We start from the raw sequence: 20,497 nt of genomic DNA, 5'->3' as shown, positions 1-20,497 counted from the left end.
CAGGCAGGGGGAGGTGGTCAGCTGTCGTTACGGCCGCGGGAGCGGCCCGCGCCGGGCTGAGTCAGGCGGTCGAGGACGAGGCCGAGGCAGACGATCGCGGCGCCGGCCGTCATGCCGATGCCCATCTCGCCGCGCGAGAGGCCCTTGACCACGTCGTAGCCGAGCGCGCCACCGCCGACGAGGCCGCCGACGACGACCACGGCCAGCACCAGGACCACGCCCTGGTTGACGGCGAGCTGAAGCGCCGGACGGGCCAGTGGCAGCTGCACCTGGAGGAGCTGCTGCCGGGAGCCGGCGCCCATGGAGCGCGAGGCTTCGAGCGCCGCCGGGTCGACCTCGCGGATGCCCTGGGTGGTGATGCGTACGACCGCGGGCAGCGCGTACACGACGGCCGCGATGATCGCGGACGCGCGCGTGACGCCGAACAGGGCGACCACCGGGATCAGATAGACGAACTGCGGCATGGTCTGCATCGCGTCCAGCGCCGGCCGCATCCACCGTTCGAACCGGCCCGCCCGCGCCGCCGCGACACCCAGCGCGAAGCCGAGCGCCAGGGTGACGACGAGCGCCGCGATCACCTGGGACAGCGTGTCGAGGGACTTCGTCCATACGCCGAGTACGCCGATGAGGCCCATCGCGAACGTCGACGTGAGCGCGGTCGCCCACGTGCCGACCAGCCAGGCCAGCGCCGCGACGAGCAGCAGCAGGGACCACCAGGGCAGCCAGAACAGGCCGTCGCGCAGCGGGTTGAGCACCCACAGCGTGAAGGTCTCCGACCAGACTTCGGTGCCACCGAGAACGGGGACACCGGAGGAGAGGTGCTCGGTGATCCAGTCCTGCGCCTTGTTGACGGGCGTGGAGATGTTGTACGTCCAGCTCTCCGGCCAGGTCTGCGAAGTGAGCACGCGCCCGGCGACGGCGGCGGCCGCGGTGACGGCGCCGACCAGGGCCCACGCGCGCCAGCCGTGCAGCAGGGAGAGGCCTTCGCCCGGCACGGACGTGCCGATGCGCTCGCCCGCAGCAGCGGTCGTACGGTCCAGCCAGACCGCGATCAGCACGATCGGGATGCCGGCCGCGAGCGCCTTGCCGACGTCGACCGTGGAAAGCGCCGAGTAGACCTCTTCGCCGAGACCGCCGGCGCCGACGAGGGCCGCGATGACGACCATCGAGAGCGCCATCATGATCGTCTGGTTGAGCCCGAGCAGCATTTCCTTGCGGGCGAGCGGCAGCCGCGCCGTCCACAGCCGCTGTCGGCCGCTGGCGCCCAGCGAGGCCGAGGCCTCCAGCACACCGGCGTCCGCGCCGCGCAGACCGAGCGCCGTGAGGCGGGCCATCGGCGGGGCGGCGTAAATGACGGTGCAGAAGAGGGCCGCGGGCGTACCCGTGCCGAAGACCAGCACGAACGGCAGCAGATACGCGAAGGCCGGCATGACCTGCATGGTGTCGAGCACCGGGCGCAGCATCCGGTTGAAGCGGTCGGAAAGACCCGCCGCGAGCCCGAGCAGGATGCCGACCACGGAGGCCAGCCCGACCGCGACCACCATCAGGGCGATGGTGAGCAGCGTCGCGTCCCACATGCCCAGCAGCCCGCACACCGCGAACACGCCTACCGCGATGCCCGCGGTCTTCGCGCCGCGCCGGTCGAGCCCGGCAGCGCGCCAGGCGAAGAGCACCGCCATGACGGCGAAGCCGACCCAGCCGAGCGCGTCGAGGCCGTTGTAGACGGCGTTGACCGCGTCGGTGGCGGTGTTGGAGAGGTGCAGGAGGAAGTAGAGGAAGAGGGGGTGGGTCTCGCGGTTGTCGATGACCCACGCGTTGGCGTCGTCGAGCGGTCCGGACACGTCCACGGTCAGGTCGGCGGGCCAGCTGCCACCGCCCCACAGCACGACCCCGAGCGGTACGAGCACGAACGCGGCGACGGTGAGCGGCAGCAGCTTCCGGCCGACCCGGTGGCGTACAAGGCCCGCGAACGGGCCCTTCTGGCCTGCCGTTGCCCGGTCCTTCACGGGCGCGGTGACGGCCGCCGTCATGCGGCGACCGCCTTCGGGTCCGAGGGCCCGATGCCCGCGACGACGGCGAGCAGCCCCTTGTGGTCCACGATGCCGATGCAGCGGCCGTCCTGCATGACGCGGGCGGGCTCGCCGGTGCGGGCGACGGCCTCGATGGCGTCGGAGACAGTGGCGTCGGGGGCGACGGACGCGCCTGTCTCGGCCTCGCCGGCGTCGGCGGGGCGCATGGCCGTGCGTACGGTCATGACCTGCTCGCGCGGTACGTCGCGGACGAAGTCGCGTACGTAGTCGTCGGCGGGCGCTCCGACGATCTCCTCGGGCGTGCCGAGCTGCACGATCCGGCCGTCGCGCATGAGCGCGATCCGGTCGCCGAGCCGCAGCGCCTCGTTGAGGTCGTGGGTGATGAAGACCATCGTGCGGCCCTCTTCGCGGTGCAGGCGGATGACTTCTTCCTGCATGTCGCGGCGGATCAGCGGGTCGAGCGCGCTGAACGGCTCGTCGAAGAGCAGCACTTCCGGGTCGACAGCGAGGGCGCGGGCGAGGCCGACGCGCTGCTGCTGGCCGCCGGAGAGCTGACCGGGGCGGCGCTCCTCCATGCCCGCGAGGCCGACCTTCTCGACGACCTCGGCGGCCTTGGCGCGGCGCTCGGACTTGCCCATGCCCTGGATTTCCAGGCCGTAGGCGACGTTGTCGACGACGGAGCGGTGCGGCAGCAGGCCGAAGTGCTGGAAGACCATGGAGGCGCGGTGCCGGCGCAGTTCGCGCAGCCGCGACTTGTCCATGGAGAGCACGTCCTCGCCGTCGATGGCGATGGCGCCGGAGGTGGGCTCGATGAGGCGGGTGAGGCAGCGTACGAGGGTGGACTTGCCGGAGCCCGACAGCCCCATGACGACGAAGACCTCACCCTTGTGCACGTCGAAGGAGACGTCACGCACGGCGGCGGTGCAGCCGGTGCGGGACCGCAACTCTTCGGCGGACAGCTCGGCGCACTCGTTGTCGGCCGGTATCCGGCCGGCCTTCGGTCCGAAGACCTTCCACAGATTACGAACGGAGAAGACCGGTTCGGTGGCGGTTGTCTTTTCGGTGGTTGCTTCGGTGGCTTTTTCAATGGCGGTCATCACGCATCACCTCCCGGTGTAGTGGTTGCGGCAAGCAGTTCGGCGCACTTCTCCCCCACCATCAGGACCCCGATCATCGGGTTCACGGCTGGCATCGTCGGGAAGACGGATGCATCGGCGATACGGATGCCTTCGAGGCCATGGATTTTCAAGTCCGGTGACACTACGGCAAGTTCATCGTCGGAAGCGCCCATTCGGCAGGTTCCCGCAGGGTGGTAAACGGTGTGCGCGACCTTGCGGGCGTACTCGCTGATCTCCTCGTCGGTGGTGACGTCGGGACCGGGGCACACCTCGCGCGTCAGCCACTTCGCCAGCGGTTCGGCCTTGGCGATCTCGCGGGCGATGCGGATGCCGTCGACGAGCGTGCGGCCGTCGTAGTCGTCCTCGTCCGTGAAGTAACGGAAGTCCAGCGAGGGCTTGACCGACGGATCGGCGCTGGTCAGGAAGAGACGGCCGCGGCTGCGCGGCTTGGGGATGTTCGGGGTCATCGACACACCGTGCTCGGGGCGCTCGTACCCGAGCCGTTCCGGGTTGTCGGTGAACGGGATTTGGTAGAAGTGGAACATCAGGTCGGGGCCCCGGCTCTCGGGGTCCCTTCGTACGAACAGACCCGCGTCGGAGTCCATCGCCGAGTTCTCGGGGATCGGCCCGTCCGTCTCCCAGACGATGACCGACTCCGGGTGGTCGAGCAGGTTCTCGCCGACGCCGGGCAGGTCGAGCACGACGGGAATGCCGAGCGCTTCGAGGTCGGCCTTCGGGCCGATGCCGGAGTGCATCAGCAGCCGCGGGGTGTCCACCGCGCCCGCGCACACCAGCACTTCACGGCTCGCCTCGACGAGGATCTCCGTGCCGTCCTTCGTCCGGACCTGCACGCCGGTCGCCCGGGTGCCGTCCAGCTCCAGCTTGTACGCCCAGGTCTCCAGCATGATGTGGAGGTTCGGCCGGTCGAGGAACGGGTGCAGATACGCCACCGAGGCGGACGAGCGCTTGTTGTTCTCGGGGTGGTACGCGAGGTCGAAGAAGCCGACGCCCTCGTGGAAGGGCTTCTTGTTGAAGCCCTCGACGCGCGGCACCCCGAGCGCGTCCTGCGCCGCGTCGACGAAGTCGCGGGCGATGGCGTTCCGGTCCTTCTCGTCGACCGGCACGATGTTGTTGCGGAGCTTGTGGAAGTACGGCCCCATGGCCGCGGCGTCCCACCCCTCGGCCCCGGCCGCCGCCCACTCGTCCCAGTCGGACGGCAGCGGCTGGAAGGCGATGAGGGTGTTGTGCGAGGAGCAGCCGCCCAGGACGCGGGCGCGGCTGTGCCGGATGTGGGAGTTGCCGCGGGGCTGCTCGGTCGTGGGGTAGTCGTAGTCGAGGTCACCGCCGAGCAGGCCCATCCAGCGGCGCAGCGTCAGGACGTCGGGCCGGTCGATGTCCGTGGGGCCGCCCTCGATGACGGCGACACGGACCGACGGGTCCTCGGTGAGACGGGACGCGATCACCGATCCTGCGGTGCCGCCCCCGACGACGACGTAGTCGTATACGGGCATGGGTTGCTGCTCCTCTTTCGTGCGGCCACTGGTCCGGGGCGGAGCCCCTCGCGCGGTGGCAGCCGCAAAATCTCACTGCGTGAAGGGACGGGAGGGGACGGGGTGGGGAAGAAACCCTCAGCCCGCGAACCAGCGCACGGGGCGCGGATTCAGGTTCTGGTAGACGTGCTTCGCCTCGCGGTACTCGGCCAGTCCGGACGGCCCGAGCTCACGCCCGACACCCGACTTGCCGAACCCACCCCACTCCGCCTGCGGCAGGTAGGGATGGAAGTCGTTGATCCACACCGTGCCGTGCCGCAGCCGCCCCGCGACCCGCCGCGCACGCCCGGCATCCGCCGTCCATACGCCGCCGGCCAGGCCGTACTCGGTGTCGTTGGCGAGGGCAACGGCCTCGTCCTCGGTGTGGAAGGTCTCCACGGTCAGGACGGGCCCGAAGACCTCTTCCCGTACGACGCGCATCTCGCCGTGGCACAGGTCGAGGACGGTCGGCTCGTAGAAGTACCCGCCCTCGGGCCGTACGTCGGACGGCCCGGGCCGCGCGCCGCCGGCGCGCAGTACGGCGCCTTCCTCCAGCGCGGAGGCGACGTACATCTCGGTCTTCGCCAACTGCTGTGCGGACACGAGCGGTCCGCACTCCACGCCGTCGGCCGTACCGCGGCCGAGGCGTATCTTCGCGGCCCTGCGGGCGAGTTCGGCGACGAAGCGCTCGCGCACCGACTCCTCGATGATCAGCCGGGAGCCGGCCGAGCAGACCTGGCCGCTGTGGATGAAGGCGGCGTTGAGCGCCTGGTCGACGGCGGTGTCGAAGCCCTCTTCGGTCGCGCAGGCATCGGCGAAGACGACGTTGGGGTTCTTGCCGCCAAGCTCCAGCGCGACCTTCTTCACGGTCACGGCCGCGGCCTGCATCACCTTCGTACCGCTGGCGAGGCCGCCGGTGAACGAGACGAGGTCGACGTCGGGGTGCTCGGACATGCGCGCGCCGACGGGGTCGCCCGCGCCGGTCACGAGGTTGGCGACGCCGGCGGGAAGGCCCGCTTCGACGAGGAGCTCGACGAGCGCGACGGTCGTCAGGGGGGTGATCTCGCTGGGCTTGAGCACAAAGGTGTTGCCCGCGGCGAGGGCCGGGGCAATCTTCCAGCTGGCTTGGAGCAGCGGATAGTTCCATGGCGCGATGAGCGCACAGACGCCGACGGGCTCATGCACGACGACGCTGTGGATGTCCGGCGAACCGGCGTCGACGACGCGGCCGCCGCTCTCGTTCATCACGAGGTCGGCGAAGTACCGGAAGGCGTCGGTCACGCAGTCGACGTCGACCCGGCCCTCCTCCAGCGTCTTCCCCGCGTCGCGGCTCTCCAGGAGCGCGATCTCCTCGCGGTCACGCTGGAGGAGCTCGGCGACGCGGCGCAGCAGCGCGGCCCGCTCGGCCACCGGGGTACGGGGCCACTCGCCGGTGTCGAAGGCCGTACGGGCAGCCGCCACGGCGGCATCGACGTCCGCGGCACCGCCCTCGGCGACGACGGCGAAGGGCTTGGCGTCCGCGGGGTCGATGATCTCGCGCGTGGCGCCGGAAGCGGCTGCTTGCCACTTCCCGCCCACATGGATGGTCTGTTGTGCCGACACGTCGCGTTTCGCCTTCCGTTCCCGTTATGTTCCTCGCCGGTTTGCGACCAGCAACCTGGAGCCCTCCCCCCGGGGACAGGAACCATGCGCATTACGTGTCCGAAAGTGCCCTGTATCACGACCGCGATCGGTCAAAAAGGGTCATTATGGTGCGAAAGGCGACGGGAATGGCTGACGACTCGCTCCCTCAGTCGTCCACAGGCGTGTCGGCGGGCTCGTCCCGCACCATCAGGCCGGCCACCCACAGCGGCATGAGCCAGTGCGCGACAAGCACGGCGATCAGCACAGGCGCGATCAGCCCCTCGACCCGCACCTCCCCCAGCCACCCGGCCGCACCGACCCCGAGAGCCGCGGCCAGCAGCAGCCCCGAGGTCAGGCGGTGCGCACGCGCGCGGGCCCGGTCGCGCTCGGCGAGCTGCCGCTCGTCCAGAACGCGGCCGCGCAGTTCGAGGAGGCCGCGGGTGGCACTGTTGATCACGCCGGTCGCGAAGCACCAGGGCAGGAGCAGCGCGAACGTGACGACGAGGGCCCACACCTGGCGCTCCCCGAAGACGACCAGGTTCCACGCCGCCACAGAGGCGACGGTCAGCAGCACATGGGCGCCGACGACGATCCGCCTGCGGCTCGCCGTGGCGTGGAGGGCGGCGCCCTCCGGCCGGTTCATCAGCGCGAACATGCGCCGGTCGTAGCGCGTGCCCTTGGCGCCTGCGCCAGCACCCGTTCCTGCAACTGCGGTCATTACTGCTTCCTCCCGTAGACCTCATCAGTGAGCGGCCGGAACGGCCGGAGGGAGAACAGCGCCTCCACCGGCAGTTCGAAGAACTCGGCGACTTTCAGGGCGAGGTCGAGACTCGGGTTGTACTGCCCTCGCTCGATGTACCCGATGGTCTGGTAGTGCACCCCGACCGCCTCGGCCAACGCCTGCCGGGACACCTTGCGCTCGGCCCGGACCATCGCCAGCCTGTTGTGTACCTGCTCGCTCATGTATAAGAAGTACTACATACCGGAGTCGAAGTACAAACTGAAGGGCGGGAGTTGGCGCGGGAACGCAAAAGGTCCCGGCCACCCAAGTGGGCCGGGACCTCCGCGCGTAAAGGGTCGTACTAGATCAGGCCGAGCTCGCGGACCGCGTCACGCTCTTCCTTGAGCTCCTGCACCGACGCGTCGATGCGCGCACGGGAGAACTCGTTGATGTCCAGGCCCTGGACGATCTCGTACTTGCCGTTCTTCGTGGTGACCGGGAAGGAGGAGATGAGGCCCTCCGGGACGCCGTACGAGCCGTCCGACGGGATGCCCATCGAGGTCCAGTCGCCGTCCGCCGTGCCGTTGACCCACGTGTGCACGTGGTCGATGGCGGCGTTGGCGGCCGAGGCGGCCGAGGACGCGCCGCGGGCCTCGATGATCGCCGCGCCGCGCTTGGCAACGGTCGGGATGAAGGTGTCGGCGAGCCACTTCTCGTCGTTCACGACCTCGGCGGCGTTCTTGCCGGCGATCTCCGCGTGGAAGATGTCAGGGTACTGCGTGGCCGAGTGGTTGCCCCAGATGGTGAGGCGCTTGATGTCGGAGACCGTCGCGCCGGTCCTCTTCGCGAGCTGCGAGAGCGCACGGTTGTGGTCCAGGCGGGTCATCGCGGTGAAGCGCTCGGCCGGTACGTCCGGGGCCGCGGCCTGCGCGATGAGCGCGTTGGTGTTGGCCGGGTTGCCGACGACGAGGACCTTGATGTCGTCCGCGGCGTTGTCGTTGATGGCCTTGCCCTGCGGCTTGAAGATGCCACCGTTGGCGGACAGCAGGTCGCCGCGCTCCATGCCCTTGGTACGGGGGCGGGCGCCGACGAGGAGCGCCACGTTCGCGCCGTCGAAGCCGACGTTCGGGTCGTCGGTGATCTCGATGCCGCGGAGCAGCGGGAAGGCGCAGTCGTCGAGCTCCATCGCGGTGCCCTCAGCGGCCTTCAGGCCCTGCGGGATTTCGAGGAGACGCAGCTTGACCGGCACATCCGCGCCGAGCAGGTGGCCGGATGCGATGCGGAAAAGCAGCGCGTAACCGATCTGGCCGGCCGCGCCGGTGACGGTGACATTCACGGGAGTGCGGGTCATGGCGATCTCCGTAAGACAGCTGGCGGTTGGGGGTCCCTGCCCCTGGTGCGGGACATCTCCGTACATCGCGCGAATCTTGACGTGAAGAGATATCCAGCGGTCAGGCTATCCGACCCCGGCAGTGCCGGTCCCCCGGCCCCGTGTGGTGCCGCGCACATACCCCCGAAAGCGGGCGGCCGTCCGCGCCAGAGGGGGGAGCGCGGACGGCCTGCACAGGGGGCTGTGCACCCGTGGGGGGATACCGTGCGCCTTCCCCGTAATGGCGCGGGCATTCCCCCTTACTGCACCTGCTTCACCAACTTCTGTTCGTCGGTCACTCCTGCGTGGTGGTGCAGCCCTTCACGCCGGTCGTCAGGGTGGCGCAGGCCTTCGCGTCAGCGGCCTTGGTGACGGCGACCATCGGTGTGTACGCGTCCTTGTCCGCGTCGACCGTGCCGTTCTGGCCCTTCTCACCGGCCTCGGAGGCCGACGTGACCTGCACCTTGTCGCCGGGTGTGGCCTGGGTGATACGTGCCCACGCCGCCCCGCATGTCTTGCTGTACCGGACCTCGACGAGGGCGGTGCCCACGGTCACGCTGGACGCCGTCCTGGCGAACTCGCCGCCGCAGCCCATGTTCTCCGGGTCCTCGCCCGTGCAGTCGTCGCCACTGCACTTGACGCCGAGCGGCAGCTCGGGCGCCGAAGTGGTCGGGCTGGGCGTGGGCTTGGTGTTCGCGACGGGGTCCTTGTCCTTGCCGCCGAGGTCGGTCAGCAGCGCGGCCGCGGCTATGACCAGGAGCGCGCCGACGACGCCCGCGAGGAACATCGTCACCTTCCTGCGCCTGCGACGGCCGTCCGGCGAGCCGGAGCCGCCGCCGAAACCGCCGGGAGGCGACTGCGGCGGTACCCCGGATCCGGGCGGCGCGGTGACCGGCACACGGCCACCCGTGCCCGTACCCACGGAGCCGAGGCCCGCACTGCCGAAGGAGCTCGCACCGGTTCCGACGCCCGCGGCAGCCGGTCCGGGGGCGGAGTCCGTGGCGGTGCGCCGTGCGGTCCTGCCGCCCTTGACGGGCGCGGGACTCTGGCCGAACTCACCCAGCGCGGCGCGTGCCTGGGAGATCCGTATGGCTTCCATCGTCATGTCGTGGCGCATCTCGGAACGGCTCCAGGCGCGCTCCGCGAGCTCCCACATCGTGGTCAGGTGGCCCGAGTTCGTACCGGTCACCTCGGCCAGGGCCACAACCGCGCCCTTCGGCGCGAGCAGCCGGCCGTTCAGATAGCGCTCCCAGGACGTCTTGCTGTACCCGGTCCGGTCCGCCACCGCCGCGATGCTGAGACCGCTCCGGTCGACGAGCCGACGCAACTGGCTCGCGAATTCCCTGACCTGTGGGTCGAGTTCCTCCGGTAGAGCTTTCCAACGAGGCATTGCTTCCCCCCTTGTCCCCCCATATGTGCCTGATGTGCCCCGTGCTCTCGTGCTCCCCCTGCCCCGCCCTCCGCAGTCCGCGTCGTTCCGGAACTCCGGACTACTCAGAACTACTCAGAGGGATGCGCAAAGCCAGGATGTCAGTTCCTCGGGTGGGAGCGCACGGGAGCATTCAGGACTCCGGCGAGCCCCCTTGCACGCCCCCGGTCCCGAATTCCCTGGACAGTGTCCCATCTGCCGCCTCCCGGATCCGCCCGTAACCCCCCTGTTGCGCGGTGTTCGCGCGGTGCCGGAATGGTCACCTCCGTGCTACAGGGCGTAACCAGCCCTTGATCGCTTTTGGCGCGTCCATGACGCTTAAGCAAGTGACGGCGCCCGTCCTCCTCGGGGGAGAGGACGGGCGCCGTCGTGTTCGCTCATCAGACGGATCAGGCGGATCAGGCCCCGGAGCCGTAGTCGGCGGCCGCCATCTTCTTCTGCAGGTTCTCGTCGAGCGCGTCGAGGAACTTCTCGGTCGTCAGCCACGGCTGGTCCTTGGAGACGAGCAGCGCCAGGTCCTTCGTCATCTGGCCGCCCTCGACGGTCTCGGCACAGACCTGCTCCAGCGTCTGCGCGAACCTCGTGACCTCGGGGGTGCCGTCCAGCTTGCCGCGATGGGCCAGAGCGCGGGTCCAGGCGAAGATCGACGCGATCGGGTTGGTCGACGTCGCCTTGCCCGCCTGGTGCTGACGGTAGTGACGGGTGACGGTCCCGTGCGCGGCCTCGGCCTCGATGGTCCTGCCGTCGGGGGACATGAGGACCGAGGTCATCAGGCCGAGTGAGCCGAACCCCTGGGCGACGATGTCTGACTGGACGTCACCGTCGTAGTTCTTGCACGCCCAGACGTAGCCGCCCTCCCACTTCATGACCGCGGCGACCATGTCGTCGATGAGGCGGTGCTCGTAGGTGAGCCCCTTCGCGTCGAACCGGTCCTTGAACTCGGCGTCGAAGACCTCCTGGAAGAGGTCCTTGAAGCGACCGTCGTACTTCTTGAGGATCGTGTTCTTCGTGGACATGTAGACCGGGAAGTTCCGGCTCAGGCCGTACGCGAACGAGGCGCGCGCGAAGTCGCGGATCGACGCGTCCAGGTTGTACATGGACAGCGCGACACCGGCGCCCGGGAACTCGTACACCTCCAGCTCGATCGGCTCCGAGCCGTCCTTCGGGGTGAAGGTCATGGTGAGGGTGCCCTCGCCGGGGACCTTCAGGTCGGTCGCGCGGTACTGGTCGCCGAAGGTGTGACGGCCGACGACGATCGGCTTGGTCCAGCCGGGGACGAGCCTCGGCACGTTCTCCATGATGATCGGCTCACGGAAGATCACGCCGCCGAGGATGTCGCGGATCGTGCCGTTCGGCGAGCGGTGCATCGCCTTGAGCTTGAACTCGGCGACCCGGGCCTCGTCCGGCGTGATCGTCGCGCATTTGACGCCGACGCCGTGCTCCTTGATGGCGTTGGCGGCATCGACGGTCACCTGGTCGTTGGTGGCGTCGCGGTGCTCGATGCCCAGGTCGAAGTACTTCAGCTCGACGTCGAGGTACGGAAGGATCAGCTTGTCCTTGATGAAGGACCAGATGATGCGGGTCATCTCGTCGCCGTCGAGCTCGACGACGGGGTTGACTACCTTGATCTTGGCCATGAGGCGGAACATCCCTCTCACGCTTCGGCTGGGTCGGCGAGGCCGGATGACAGCGGTCCGAGCGTACGGGACAGACCTCTAGCGCACGGTGAAGCGGACCGCCGACTCCAGGAACGGGATTTCCAGCCACGGTTGGGGCTGCGCCATCAGTGCGAGCAGCACGATGACGATGCCCAGCAGTCCGTACGTCGCCATGTCGGTGAAGCGCGAACGCACCGCCAGCATGCCCACCGACGGGATCAGCCGGCGCAGCACGGCGCCGCCGATCAGGGCCAGACCGATCAGCAGCGTGCCGAGCCGGAAGCCGATGCCGAAGGCGTTGACGCCCACGAGCAGCAGCCCGAGCGCCACCGCCCCCAGGACGGTCAGGAACGGCCACTGCCGGACCGGCGCGGCAGCGCCCCCGGGCGCGGCGCGACCGCCGCCCTCGGGGCGTGCGGTGTCGCGGGTGAAGAGCGGAAAGCGCCGCGAGGCGGCACGGACGGGCGCGGCGGTCGCTGCGGGCACGGGAGCCGTGCCACGTTCGCGGCCGGAGCCTTCGGGCCCGGGGCCGTCGGACTCGGAAGCCGCAGAGCCGTCAGGCTCGGAAGCCGTACGGCGATCCTGGCCGAAGCCCTCAGCCTCGGCACCGTCGGACTCGGCGGCCGCACGGCCGTCGGACCGGGGGCCGTCCGGCCCGTGGGCCGCAGAACCCGCAAGCCCCGCGTCCCCGCCCCGAGGCAGGTCGTCCTCAAGCGCGGCGCCCTCAGGGGCGCCCGGCCCGGGGGCGGGCCGCTGCGGTTCGGGGGCCGCCGCAGGGGCGGCGACGGCGCCGGCTGGGGGTCCCCCCGCTCGAGCGGAGCCGAGAGTGGGGGAGGCCGTGTCCTCCGGGCCTGCGTCCTGCACCGCGTCGGCGGCGCCCCGGCGGGCGGTCGCCGAGTCGTCCGGACTGCTCGTACTGGCACCCATGGGAGGCGCTTCCTTCCCGCTCAGCTCGCGGCAGCTTCGGCGTCGGCAGCGGCTCGCTCAGCCGCCTCCACCACGTTGACCAGCAGCTGGGCGCGCGTCATCGGGCCGACACCGCCCGGGTTCGGGGCGACCCAGCCGGCCACCTCGGTGACGCCCGGGTGGACATCGCCGACGATCTTGCCGTCCTCGTCGCGGCTGACGCCGACGTCGAGCACGGCCGCGCCCGGCTTGACGTCCTCGGGCTTGATCAAGTGCGGCACACCCGCCGCGGCGATGATGATGTCCGCCTGCTTGAGGTGCGCGGCCAGGTCGCGCGTACCGGTGTGGCACTGCGTCACGGTCGCGTTCTCGGACTTGCGGGTCAGGACCAGCGGCATGGGTCGGCCGATGGTGATGCCGCGGCCTACGACCACGACGTTCGCACCGTTGATCTCCACGCCGTGGTGACGGAGCAGCTGGACGATGCCGTACGGCGTGCAGGGCAGCGGGCCCGGCTCGCCGATCACGAGCTTGCCGAGGCTCATCGGGTGCAGGCCGTCGGCGTCCTTGGCCGGGTCCATGAGGGCCAGGACGCGGTTGGTGTCGATGCCCTTGGGGAGGGGGAGCTGGACGATGTAACCCGTGCATTCCGGGTTCTCGTTGAGCTCCCGTACAACCGCCTCGATCTCCTCCTGGGAGGCGGTCGCGGGCAGTTCGCGCTGAATCGACGCGATGCCGACCTGGGCGCAGTCGCGGTGCTTGCCCGCGACATACCACTTGCTGCCCGGGTCGTCGCCGACCAGCAGAGTGCCCAGCCCGGGGACGATGCCCTTGGCCAGGAGGTCCGCCACGCGGGCGGTCAGGTCGGACTTGATCGCGGCTGCGGTGGCCTTGCCATCGAGAATCTGGGCGGTCATGCCGCCCATCCTCGCGGATGGACCCGCTCTGGTTCCAATCCGGCCTACGAGACCGGCCCCGCGAGCGCCTGCGAGGTTGCACTTGCACAACACATACGGATACCGACTGGACAAATTAACGACACAGCTACGACGATGATCGGCGCAGTGCCGCGGGCAGCGGCGGGGGGCAGACGGCTTGTCATGGTGCAGTTCCTTCCGCGCCGGCCGCGTCGTCCCCAGCACTTCCAACGGAGGAAACCCGCCATGAGCTTCGGCGACCCGAACAACCCGTACGCCCAGGGCCAGCAGCCCCAGCAGGGCCAGCCCGGCTACGGCTACCCGCAGCAGGCCCCGCAGGGCGTACCGCCGCAGGGCCAGCCCGGCTACGGCTACCCGCAGGCGCCCCCGGTCCAGCAGGCTTACGCAGGCGGCGGCTACCCCGGCGTCCCGCAGGAGATGCCGGGTGGCGTGAAGGCCGCCCGCGTCATGCTGTACGTCATCGCGGGCTTCCAGGTCCTCGGCGCGATCCTCTGCGGTCTCTCCGCGGCCACCATCGGCGCTGCGCAGGACGACCCGGCCCTCAAGGACGAGGTCCAGTTCCAGCAGCTGGCCGACTACTCGACCGGTGGCCTGTGGGCCGCCACCATCGTGATCCTGCTGTGGGGCGCGCTCGCGATCTTCCTCGCCGTGAAGTTCGGCAGCGGCGGCAACGGCATCCGCATCACCGCGCTGGTGTTCGGCATCATCACCGCGATCCTCGGCATCTACCCGTTCGTCCTGGTCGGCCTGGTGCACACGGTTCTCGCGATCCTGATCGCCGTGTTCGTCGGCAAGCAGGACGGCGGCGCCTGGTTCAACCGCCCGCGCTTCTGACAACAGCACTGACGGTACCGAAGGCCGCAATTCCTAGGGGAATTGCGGCCTTCGGCCTTTCTCCGGCCGCCCTTTTCTCCCTAGGCTGTCTGGCTGGTCCATCGGGGGAAGGAACCAGAGATGCACAGCATCATTGTGGTGCCCGCACACAGCGCGGGACCGCGAGACCAGGTCCGGCTCGAACCGGGCGAGACCCTGCTCTTCGGACGCTCTTCCGGCCCGCCCGTCGGCGGCCAGCGCGCGGACGGAGCCGACGGGGTCAACGGGGGCGGCGGAGTCAGCGGCGTCAAGTGGCTCTCCATCGCGCACGACGGAGTCTCCCGTTCGGCCGGGGAGATCACGGCGAACGGCGCCTACTGGGTACTCAGCAACCTCAGCGCCCGCCAGACGTACGTCGTCGAGAACCCGGAGGGGGCCGGCGAGCACATCAAGGTGGCGCCGGGCCGACTCGACGCACCCGTGCCGTTCGAGTTCTCGCGGGTGGTACTGCCCGCCGCCGGGGACCTGCTCAGCTTCGAGGTGTGGGCGCCCCGGCACGATTACGTGAGCGGGCCGCGCGAACGGGCGGGAGCGACGGAAGGAGCAGCCACCACACCGGCGTTCGCGCTCGACCGCTCCAAGCGCTACTTCGCCGTACTGACCGCACTGTGCGAGCCGCGGCTGCGCGGCGAGCCGCACGCGCCGCTGCCGACGATGGGGCAGGTCGTCGAGCGGCTGCGGCCCGGCTGGCCGTCGGCCAACCGGGCCGCTGTGCAGTGGAACATCGACTACCTGGCGGTGAAGCTGCGGCTCAAGCCCGCCCCGGACACAGGTGACTGCGGGCCCCGCCTGAACGGCAAGAAGGAGTCGCTGGTCTCGCTCGCGCTGCGCTTCGACCTCGTACGGGAGACCGATCTGCGCGGCCTCCCGTCCCTCGGGCAGGCCGCGAAGGTGCAGCCGTGACCGGCCGGCCGCCGCACTCCACCGTCGCCGTCGCCGTACCCAAGGGCTACCGGGTCGGGCGCTGGGAGGTCGGCGAGCACCTCGCGTCCGGGGCCTTCGCCGGCGTCTACGCGGCCCGGCGCGTCGCGGGGCCCGCGGGGCCGGGGCAGGCCGCCGGACTGCCCCGGCGGGCCGCGCTGAAGTTCCTGCCGACCGGGACCCGTACGCCCCGGCAGCTGCGCCACTTGCAGGAGCTCGCCGAGCGCGAGCTGGCGTTGCACCGCAGGCTCCGCCATCCCCGGCTGATCCGGATGTACGAGGCGCTGACGGTGGACGACGCCGCGCAGCCCGGACTCGACGGCGCCACCGTGCTCGTACTCGAACGGGCCGAGACGTCGCTGGACGAGCTGCTGGCCCGGTCGCCCCGCCCGCCGACGGGCCCCGCGCTGCTCGCCCAGATCTGCGAGGGCCTGCACCAGCTCCACCACGCGGGCTGGGTCCACGGTGATCTCAAAACAGCCAACGTCCTGCTCATGGCGGATGGTTCCGCACGCCTGGGTGATTTCAACATGGCGGCCGAGATGGACGGTACGCACGCCTACACAGCGGCCTTCGCGACACCCGACTACACACCGCCGGAGCTGCTCTGGGCCGAGATGGGCGAGCACGGCCAGCAGATCCGCCCCACCGCCGACATCTGGGCCTTCGGCGTCCTCGCACACTTCGTGCTCACCGGTACGCCACCGTTGCCGGGCGGCACGCCGGCGGCTCGCAGGGACGCGGCGGTCCGCTATGCGCGCGGCGCCGACGATCTGCGGCTCTCCGCCGAACTGCCCGCCGAGTGGCGGCAGATCGTCACCGACTGCCTCGCCCGTACGCACGAGGAGCGGGCCGGGCAGGACACGGCCTCGCTGCTGCGCCGGGTGGAAGAGGCGGCGGGTGCGGCGCGTTCGGCGAAACTGCCCCGGCTGGGTTCCCGTTCCCGTTCCCGTTTCCGTTTCCGTTTCCGTAGAGGCAGGGGACTGCGCCCGGCGTACATGGCAGCGATCGCGGCGACAGGGGCGGCGGCGCTCACTGTCGCGCTGACGACCGCGCTGCGGGAGGAGCCTGTGACGTACGGGTACCACCGCTGCGAGGCGGGTTCCGTGTGCTTCTTCAGCGAGCGCAACGGCAACGGGCTCATGTGCAGTTGGCGCGGCAACGACAAGGACTGGCGTTCGGGTCGCGAGACGTGCGAGTGGAGCCGCACCCGGAATGTGCGGTCGGTCTTCAACAACGACCAGGAGTCGAGGAAGACCCACGATCTCGCGTTCTACTGGGAGCGCGACTGGAAGCCCAAGGCGTACGGCGACGACCGGGCGGTCAAGGGCGACGCGCGGATCGGCTGCTCCACGGTGAACACGCAGGGCAATCTGACGGGCGAGTACGCGCCGCTGTCGCATCGCTGGATCACGCACTGCTGACACGCCGCGGTGCGGACGGGCCCTGCCGGACGCCGGCGTCCGGCAGGGCCCGTCACAGGCTTCAGCCGCGGGCTGCCGGCCGGGTCAGCCCAGGGTCACCCTGGCGTCGGCTCCGCGCTTCCAGCCGGTCTTGAAGTTGTTGTAGCCGGTGCCGCAGTCACGCTCGGTCTGCTTGTACGAGCCGATCCTGATGGTGGCGTAGACGCAGCGGCCGTTGCCGGGCCTCGTGTCGTCCACCCGGCCGTTGACCTTGGAGTAGTACCTGCCGTTGACCTTCGTCCGGCACTCCTTGTAGACGAGCTTGCCCTGACTGGTCCTGATCGTGCGCCACGAGCTGCACACGGCCCGCGCCGCCGAATCCTGCGACGCGACAGCCACCTGCCCCGACGTGGCGGCGGACGCCGGCGACGACATTGCGAGGGTTCCCACCGTGGCCGCGGACGCGATCAGAAGCGCGGCGGCCTTCCCCTGGAACTTGTGCACTTTGGTTCCTCTCGTCACGGCCCTCGGTACCCCCCGTGGACACCGAAACTTCGCCGTGAGAAGAGCGAACCACCGGTGGTGCCTCTCCCGGCACCTGTGAAGTCAGAGGTTGCGCGCACGACAGGAAGGCCGCGCCCCCGAAAGGGGACGCGGCCTTCCCTTGCAGCGCGTGCGAATCAGTGGAAGAAGTGGCGCGTGCCGGTGAAGTACATCGTCGCGCCCGCCTTCTTCGCGGCCTCGACGACCAGCTCGTCACGGACCGAACCGCCCGGCTGCACCACGGCCTTGACCCCGGCGTTCAGCAGGACTTCGAGCCCGTCCGGGAACGGGAAGAACGCGTCGGAAGCCGCGTACGAACCCTGCGCCCGCTCCTCCCCCGCCCGCTCCACCGCGAGCTTCGCGGAGTCGACACGGTTGACCTGCCCCATGCCGACGCCGACGGAGGCACCGTCCTTGGCGAGCAGGATCGCGTTGGACTTCACGGCGCGGCAGGCACGCCAGGCGAAGGCCAGCTCGGCGAGGTCGCCCTCGGACAGCGCCTCGCCGGCCGCGAGCGTCCAGCTCGACGGGTCGTCGCCCTCGGCCTGGAGGCGGTCGGTGACCTGAAGCAGCGCGCCGCCGTCGATCGCCTTAAAGTCCATATAGCTGTCGCGGGCGACCACGTCGGACGGGGCGTCGGGGCAGACGAGCACGCGGATGTTCTTCTTGCGGGCGAGCACCTCGACCGCGCCGTCCTCGTAGCCGGGCGCGACGACGACCTCGGTGAAGATCTCGGCGACCTGCTCGGCCATCGCCACGGAGACCGGCCGGTTGACGGCGATCACGCCGCCGAAGGCGGACAGCGGGTCGCATGCGTGCGCCTTGCGGTGCGCCTCGGCCACGTCCTGACCGACCGCGATGCCGCACGGGTTGGCGTGCTTGATGATCGCGACACAGGGCTCGGCCTGGTCGTACGCGGCACGCCGCGCGGCCTCCGTGTCGGTGAAGTTGTTGTACGACATCTCCTTGCCGTGCAGCTGCGCGGCTTCGGCGAGGCCGCCCGTACCGGACGCGTAGAGCGCGGCGGGCTGGTGCGGGTTCTCGCCGTAACGGAGGACGTTCTTGCGCTCGTACGTCGCACCGAGGAAGTCCGGGAAGCCGCTGTCGTCCGCCGCCGCGTAGTCGGCGGCGAACCAGGACGCGACAGCGACGTCGTACGCCGCCGTGTGCTGGAAGGCCTCCGCCGCGAGGCGCTTGCGCGTCGTCAGGTCGAAACCGCCGCCCTTGGCGGCTTCGAGCACGTCGGCGTACCGCTCGGGGCTGGTGACGACCGCGACGGACGGGTGGTTCTTGGCGGCGGCGCGCACCATCGACGGGCCGCCGATGTCGATCTGCTCGACGCACTCGTCGGGAGTCGCGCCGGAGGCGACGGTCTCCTTGAACGGGTAGAGGTTGACGACGACGAGGTCGAAGGGCTCGACGCCGAGCTCGTCCAGCTGCGCGCGGTGCGCGTCGAGCCGCAGGTCGGCGAGGATGCCGGCGTGCACGCGCGGGTGCAGCGTCTTGACGCGGCCGTCCAGGCACTCGGGGAAGCCGGTGAGCTCCTCGACCTTGGTGACGGGCACACCGGCCGCGGCGATCTTCCCGGCCGTGGAGCCGGTGGAGACCAGGGTCACCCCGGCCTCGTGCAGACCTCGGGCCAGCTCCTCAAGACCCGTCTTGTCGTAGACGCTGACCAACGCGCGGCGGATGGGCCGCTTCGTACCTTCGGCGGTCACTTGACAACTACCTTTCGTCCCTCAATGTGAAAGCCGTTACGGGCCATGCGCCCCACGACATCGACGAGCAGCCGTCGCTCGACTTCCTTGATGCGCTCGTGAAGAGCGGCTTCGTCGTCCTCGTCCCGCACCTCGACCACGCCCTGCGCGATGATCGGGCCGGTGTCGACACCGTCGTCGACGAAGTGGACGGTGCACCCGGTGACCTTCGCGCCGTACGCGAGAGCGTCGCGTACGCCGTGGGCTCCGGGAAAGCTGGGCAGCAGGGCGGGGTGGGTGTTCACGAACCGCCCGCCGAAGCGCGCGAGGAATTCCTTCCCCACGATTTTCATGAAGCCCGCGGAGACGACCAGATCGGGCTCGTACGCCGCTGTGGCCTCGGCCAGCGCCAGGTCCCACTCCTCGCGGGTGGGGTAGTCCCTGACGCGGCAGACGAAGGTCGGCAGCCCGGCGCGTTCGGCACGCTCCAGACCCGCGCTTCCGTCCCGGTCGGCGCCTACGGCCACGATCTGCGCGCCGTAGGCGGCGGGGTCGTCGCCGATGGCGTCGAGGAGGGCCTGAAGGTTCGTACCCGAACCGGAGACCAGGACGACAAGGCGGGCCGGTGTGCGGGCGGACGGCGGGAAGGGCGGGGACGGCGGGGAGGCCACGGCGGGGCTCTTTCTCGCGGGTGGTGCGGTTTGTGTGGTCGTACGAACGAATCACGCCCCCCGATACGGGGAACTCTACGAAGACGCCGACCGTCGGCAACGATACCGGCACACCGAGCGGCCCCCACGGGACGGGTGCACGGCCGGGAGGTAGCGTCAGGGGACAGGTTCCGTTTATGGACGGAAACATTCCGTCTCCGGACGGGAACAGACGACACAAGACCCTCTGTGCACGGGGTCTGAGGGGAAGACGTTCACCAGATGACGGACCGACGCCGCCGCGCGGCTCTCCGCAGGCCGCTGTCCGAGTCGTATGCGGGACAGGGCGGTTCTCAGTGGCTGCTGCGGGAACGCCAGTCCTCGTCGACCCCGCCCTCGTCGCCGCAGGGTGACGACAATCCGTTCGCGCCGCCGCCCGAGGGCAGGCCGGACCAGCCGTGGCAGCCGCGCAAGCCGTCCAACGACGAGCCTGGCAGCAAGAACCCTGAAGGCTCCACCGGCTCCTCGCCGGAGGAACGGCCGAACGGGGGCAGCCAGTGGAGCCCGCGCCAGCCGGGGCGCCAGAGCGGCGGTTTCGGCGGGCCCGGCGGACGCCAGGGGGGCCCCGAAGGACCGAGCGGCAACGGCGGCACAGGCATGCGCTGGGATCCGACGGACCCCATGCAGCGGCGGGCCCGTTACGCCCTGCTCTCCGGCATGTGGGCCTTCTTCTTCGCCCTCTTCGACCTGCCCGAGGTGGCACTGCTGCTCGGGACGCTCGCGCTCTACTGGGGCATCAGCTCACTGCGCGCGAAGCCGCGCGATCGCCAGGAGGCGGCTGCCGGCCAGTCTCCGGCGGAGCCCCAGGCGGGTGCCGGCACCAGCAACAGGCCGCAGACGACGGCGGCGGTGAGTGGCCTGGTGACGGCGGTGCTGGCGCTGGCGATCGTGGCGACGACCTTCACTGTGCAGCTCGTCTACCGCGACTACTACACGTGCGTGGAGGACTCCCTCACCCAAACCGCACAGGTGGCCTGCAATGACCTGCTGCCAGAGTCTCTGCGCCCGATCTTCGGCGTGAAGGAGTAG

18 protein-coding genes are annotated in these 20,497 nt (G+C 70.2%); 4 read left to right on the top strand and 14 right to left on the bottom strand.

The window, feature by feature from the left end; genetic code table 11:
• Positions 1–17 precede the first annotated feature (17 nt).
• The 11 genes from PXH83_RS18440 to PXH83_RS18390 form a co-directional block, all read right to left on the bottom strand.
• Positions 18–2,030, bottom strand: coding sequence for an ABC transporter permease subunit (locus PXH83_RS18440; RefSeq protein ID WP_274561475.1), 2,013 nt, complete (start codon positions 2,028–2,030; stop codon positions 18–20).
• Positions 2,027–3,127 carry a quaternary amine ABC transporter ATP-binding protein gene (locus PXH83_RS18435; protein ID WP_274561474.1) on the bottom strand — a complete coding sequence of 367 codons (1,101 nt, stop codon included), beginning with the start codon at positions 3,125–3,127 and terminating at the stop codon, positions 2,027–2,029. Before PXH83_RS18435 ends, PXH83_RS18440 begins: the two co-directional genes overlap by 4 nt.
• Positions 3,127–4,659: a GMC family oxidoreductase gene (locus PXH83_RS18430; protein ID WP_274561473.1), complete on the bottom strand. Its 1,533-nt coding sequence runs from the start codon at positions 4,657–4,659 to the stop codon at positions 3,127–3,129. The genes PXH83_RS18435 and PXH83_RS18430 overlap by 1 nt, the downstream gene beginning before the upstream one ends.
• A 117-nt stretch (positions 4,660–4,776) precedes the next feature.
• Positions 4,777–6,279, bottom strand: a complete 1,503-nt coding sequence (locus PXH83_RS18425; protein WP_274561472.1) for an aldehyde dehydrogenase family protein — start codon at positions 6,277–6,279, stop codon at positions 4,777–4,779.
• Positions 6,280–6,466: 187 nt separating this feature from the next.
• Entirely contained in the window at positions 6,467–7,018 is a 552-nt protein-coding gene (locus tag PXH83_RS18420) for a hypothetical protein (protein ID WP_274561471.1), read from the bottom strand.
• Positions 7,018–7,263: a helix-turn-helix transcriptional regulator gene (locus tag PXH83_RS18415; RefSeq protein WP_214921187.1), complete on the bottom strand. Its 246-nt coding sequence runs from the start codon at positions 7,261–7,263 to the stop codon at positions 7,018–7,020. Before PXH83_RS18415 ends, PXH83_RS18420 begins: the two co-directional genes overlap by 1 nt.
• Positions 7,264–7,382: 119 nt before the next feature.
• Entirely contained in the window at positions 7,383–8,372 is a 990-nt protein-coding gene (locus tag PXH83_RS18410; RefSeq protein ID WP_274561470.1) for a malate dehydrogenase, read from the bottom strand.
• A 313-nt stretch (positions 8,373–8,685) separates the two neighbouring features.
• Positions 8,686–9,780, bottom strand: a complete 1,095-nt coding sequence (locus PXH83_RS18405) for an XRE family transcriptional regulator (protein WP_274561469.1) — start codon at positions 9,778–9,780, stop codon at positions 8,686–8,688.
• Positions 9,781–10,217: 437 nt separating this feature from the next.
• Positions 10,218–11,456, bottom strand: coding sequence for an NADP-dependent isocitrate dehydrogenase (locus tag PXH83_RS18400; RefSeq protein ID WP_274561468.1), 1,239 nt, complete (start codon positions 11,454–11,456; stop codon positions 10,218–10,220).
• A gap of 78 nt (positions 11,457–11,534) precedes the next feature.
• Positions 11,535–12,404, bottom strand: a complete 870-nt coding sequence (locus PXH83_RS18395) for a DUF3017 domain-containing protein (protein ID WP_274561467.1) — start codon at positions 12,402–12,404, stop codon at positions 11,535–11,537.
• A 20-nt stretch (positions 12,405–12,424) separates the two neighbouring features.
• Positions 12,425–13,300, bottom strand: coding sequence for a bifunctional methylenetetrahydrofolate dehydrogenase/methenyltetrahydrofolate cyclohydrolase (locus tag PXH83_RS18390; RefSeq protein WP_274561466.1), 876 nt, complete (start codon positions 13,298–13,300; stop codon positions 12,425–12,427).
• A 246-nt stretch (positions 13,301–13,546) separates the two neighbouring features.
• Here PXH83_RS18390 and PXH83_RS18385 point away from each other — a divergent pair, with 246 nt between their 5' ends.
• The 3 genes from PXH83_RS18385 (at position 13,547) to PXH83_RS18375 (ending at position 16,539) form a co-directional block, all read left to right on the top strand.
• A complete protein-coding gene (locus PXH83_RS18385) occupies positions 13,547–14,155 on the top strand; it encodes a hypothetical protein (RefSeq protein WP_274561465.1) in 609 nt (202 codons plus the stop codon).
• A gap of 120 nt (positions 14,156–14,275) precedes the next feature.
• Positions 14,276–15,097, top strand: a complete 822-nt coding sequence (locus PXH83_RS18380; protein WP_274561464.1) for an FHA domain-containing protein — start codon at positions 14,276–14,278, stop codon at positions 15,095–15,097.
• The gene (locus tag PXH83_RS18375) at positions 15,094–16,539 is read left to right on the top strand and encodes a serine/threonine-protein kinase (RefSeq protein WP_274561463.1); all 1,446 of its coding nucleotides are present in this window, start codon (positions 15,094–15,096) and stop codon (positions 16,537–16,539) included. Before PXH83_RS18380 ends, PXH83_RS18375 begins: the two co-directional genes overlap by 4 nt.
• An 84-nt stretch (positions 16,540–16,623) precedes the next feature.
• Here PXH83_RS18375 and PXH83_RS18370 read toward each other — a convergent pair whose 3' ends face one another.
• The 3 genes from PXH83_RS18370 to purN form a co-directional block, all read right to left on the bottom strand.
• Positions 16,624–17,022 (bottom strand): hypothetical protein, encoded by a 399-nt coding sequence (locus tag PXH83_RS18370; protein WP_274561462.1) that lies wholly within the window; start codon positions 17,020–17,022, stop codon positions 16,624–16,626.
• A 176-nt stretch (positions 17,023–17,198) separates the two neighbouring features.
• Complete coding sequence (gene purH, locus PXH83_RS18365; RefSeq protein WP_274561461.1) at positions 17,199–18,779, bottom strand: bifunctional phosphoribosylaminoimidazolecarboxamide formyltransferase/IMP cyclohydrolase; 1,581 nt, start codon at positions 18,777–18,779, stop codon at positions 17,199–17,201.
• A complete protein-coding gene (gene purN / locus PXH83_RS18360) occupies positions 18,776–19,429 on the bottom strand; it encodes a phosphoribosylglycinamide formyltransferase (protein ID WP_274561460.1) in 654 nt (217 codons plus the stop codon). Before purN ends, purH begins: the two co-directional genes overlap by 4 nt.
• A gap of 261 nt (positions 19,430–19,690) precedes the next feature.
• Here purN and PXH83_RS18355 point away from each other — a divergent pair, with 261 nt between their 5' ends.
• A complete protein-coding gene (locus tag PXH83_RS18355) occupies positions 19,691–20,497 on the top strand; it encodes a hypothetical protein (protein ID WP_274561459.1) in 807 nt (268 codons plus the stop codon).

Source organism: Streptomyces spiramyceticus (assembly GCF_028807635.1).
GTDB classification, from domain to species: domain Bacteria; phylum Actinomycetota; class Actinomycetes; order Streptomycetales; family Streptomycetaceae; genus Streptomyces; species Streptomyces spiramyceticus.
Note: the sequence above shows the minus strand (reverse complement) of the source record. Positions and strands in the feature narration are given on the sequence as shown.

Coding starts and splice junctions, on each gene's coding strand:
- PXH83_RS18440 (WP_274561475.1), bottom strand. CDS start 2,030: ATGACGGCGGCCGTCACCGCGCCCGTGAAGGACCGGGCAACGGCAGGC.
- PXH83_RS18435 (WP_274561474.1), bottom strand. CDS start 3,127: ATGACCGCCATTGAAAAAGCCACCGAAGCAACCACCGAAAAGACAACC.
- PXH83_RS18430 (WP_274561473.1), bottom strand. CDS start 4,659: ATGCCCGTATACGACTACGTCGTCGTCGGGGGCGGCACCGCAGGATCG.
- PXH83_RS18420 (WP_274561471.1), bottom strand. CDS start 7,018: ATGACCGCAGTTGCAGGAACGGGTGCTGGCGCAGGCGCCAAGGGCACG.
- PXH83_RS18415 (WP_214921187.1), bottom strand. CDS start 7,263: ATGAGCGAGCAGGTACACAACAGGCTGGCGATGGTCCGGGCCGAGCGC.
- PXH83_RS18410 (WP_274561470.1), bottom strand. CDS start 8,372: ATGACCCGCACTCCCGTGAATGTCACCGTCACCGGCGCGGCCGGCCAG.
- PXH83_RS18405 (WP_274561469.1), bottom strand. CDS start 9,780: ATGCCTCGTTGGAAAGCTCTACCGGAGGAACTCGACCCACAGGTCAGG.
- PXH83_RS18400 (WP_274561468.1), bottom strand. CDS start 11,456: ATGGCCAAGATCAAGGTAGTCAACCCCGTCGTCGAGCTCGACGGCGAC.
- PXH83_RS18395 (WP_274561467.1), bottom strand. CDS start 12,404: ATGGGTGCCAGTACGAGCAGTCCGGACGACTCGGCGACCGCCCGCCGG.
- PXH83_RS18390 (WP_274561466.1), bottom strand. CDS start 13,300: ATGACCGCCCAGATTCTCGATGGCAAGGCCACCGCAGCCGCGATCAAG.
- PXH83_RS18385 (WP_274561465.1), top strand. CDS start 13,547: ATGAGCTTCGGCGACCCGAACAACCCGTACGCCCAGGGCCAGCAGCCC.
- PXH83_RS18380 (WP_274561464.1), top strand. CDS start 14,276: ATGCACAGCATCATTGTGGTGCCCGCACACAGCGCGGGACCGCGAGAC.
- PXH83_RS18355 (WP_274561459.1), top strand. CDS start 19,691: ATGACGGACCGACGCCGCCGCGCGGCTCTCCGCAGGCCGCTGTCCGAG.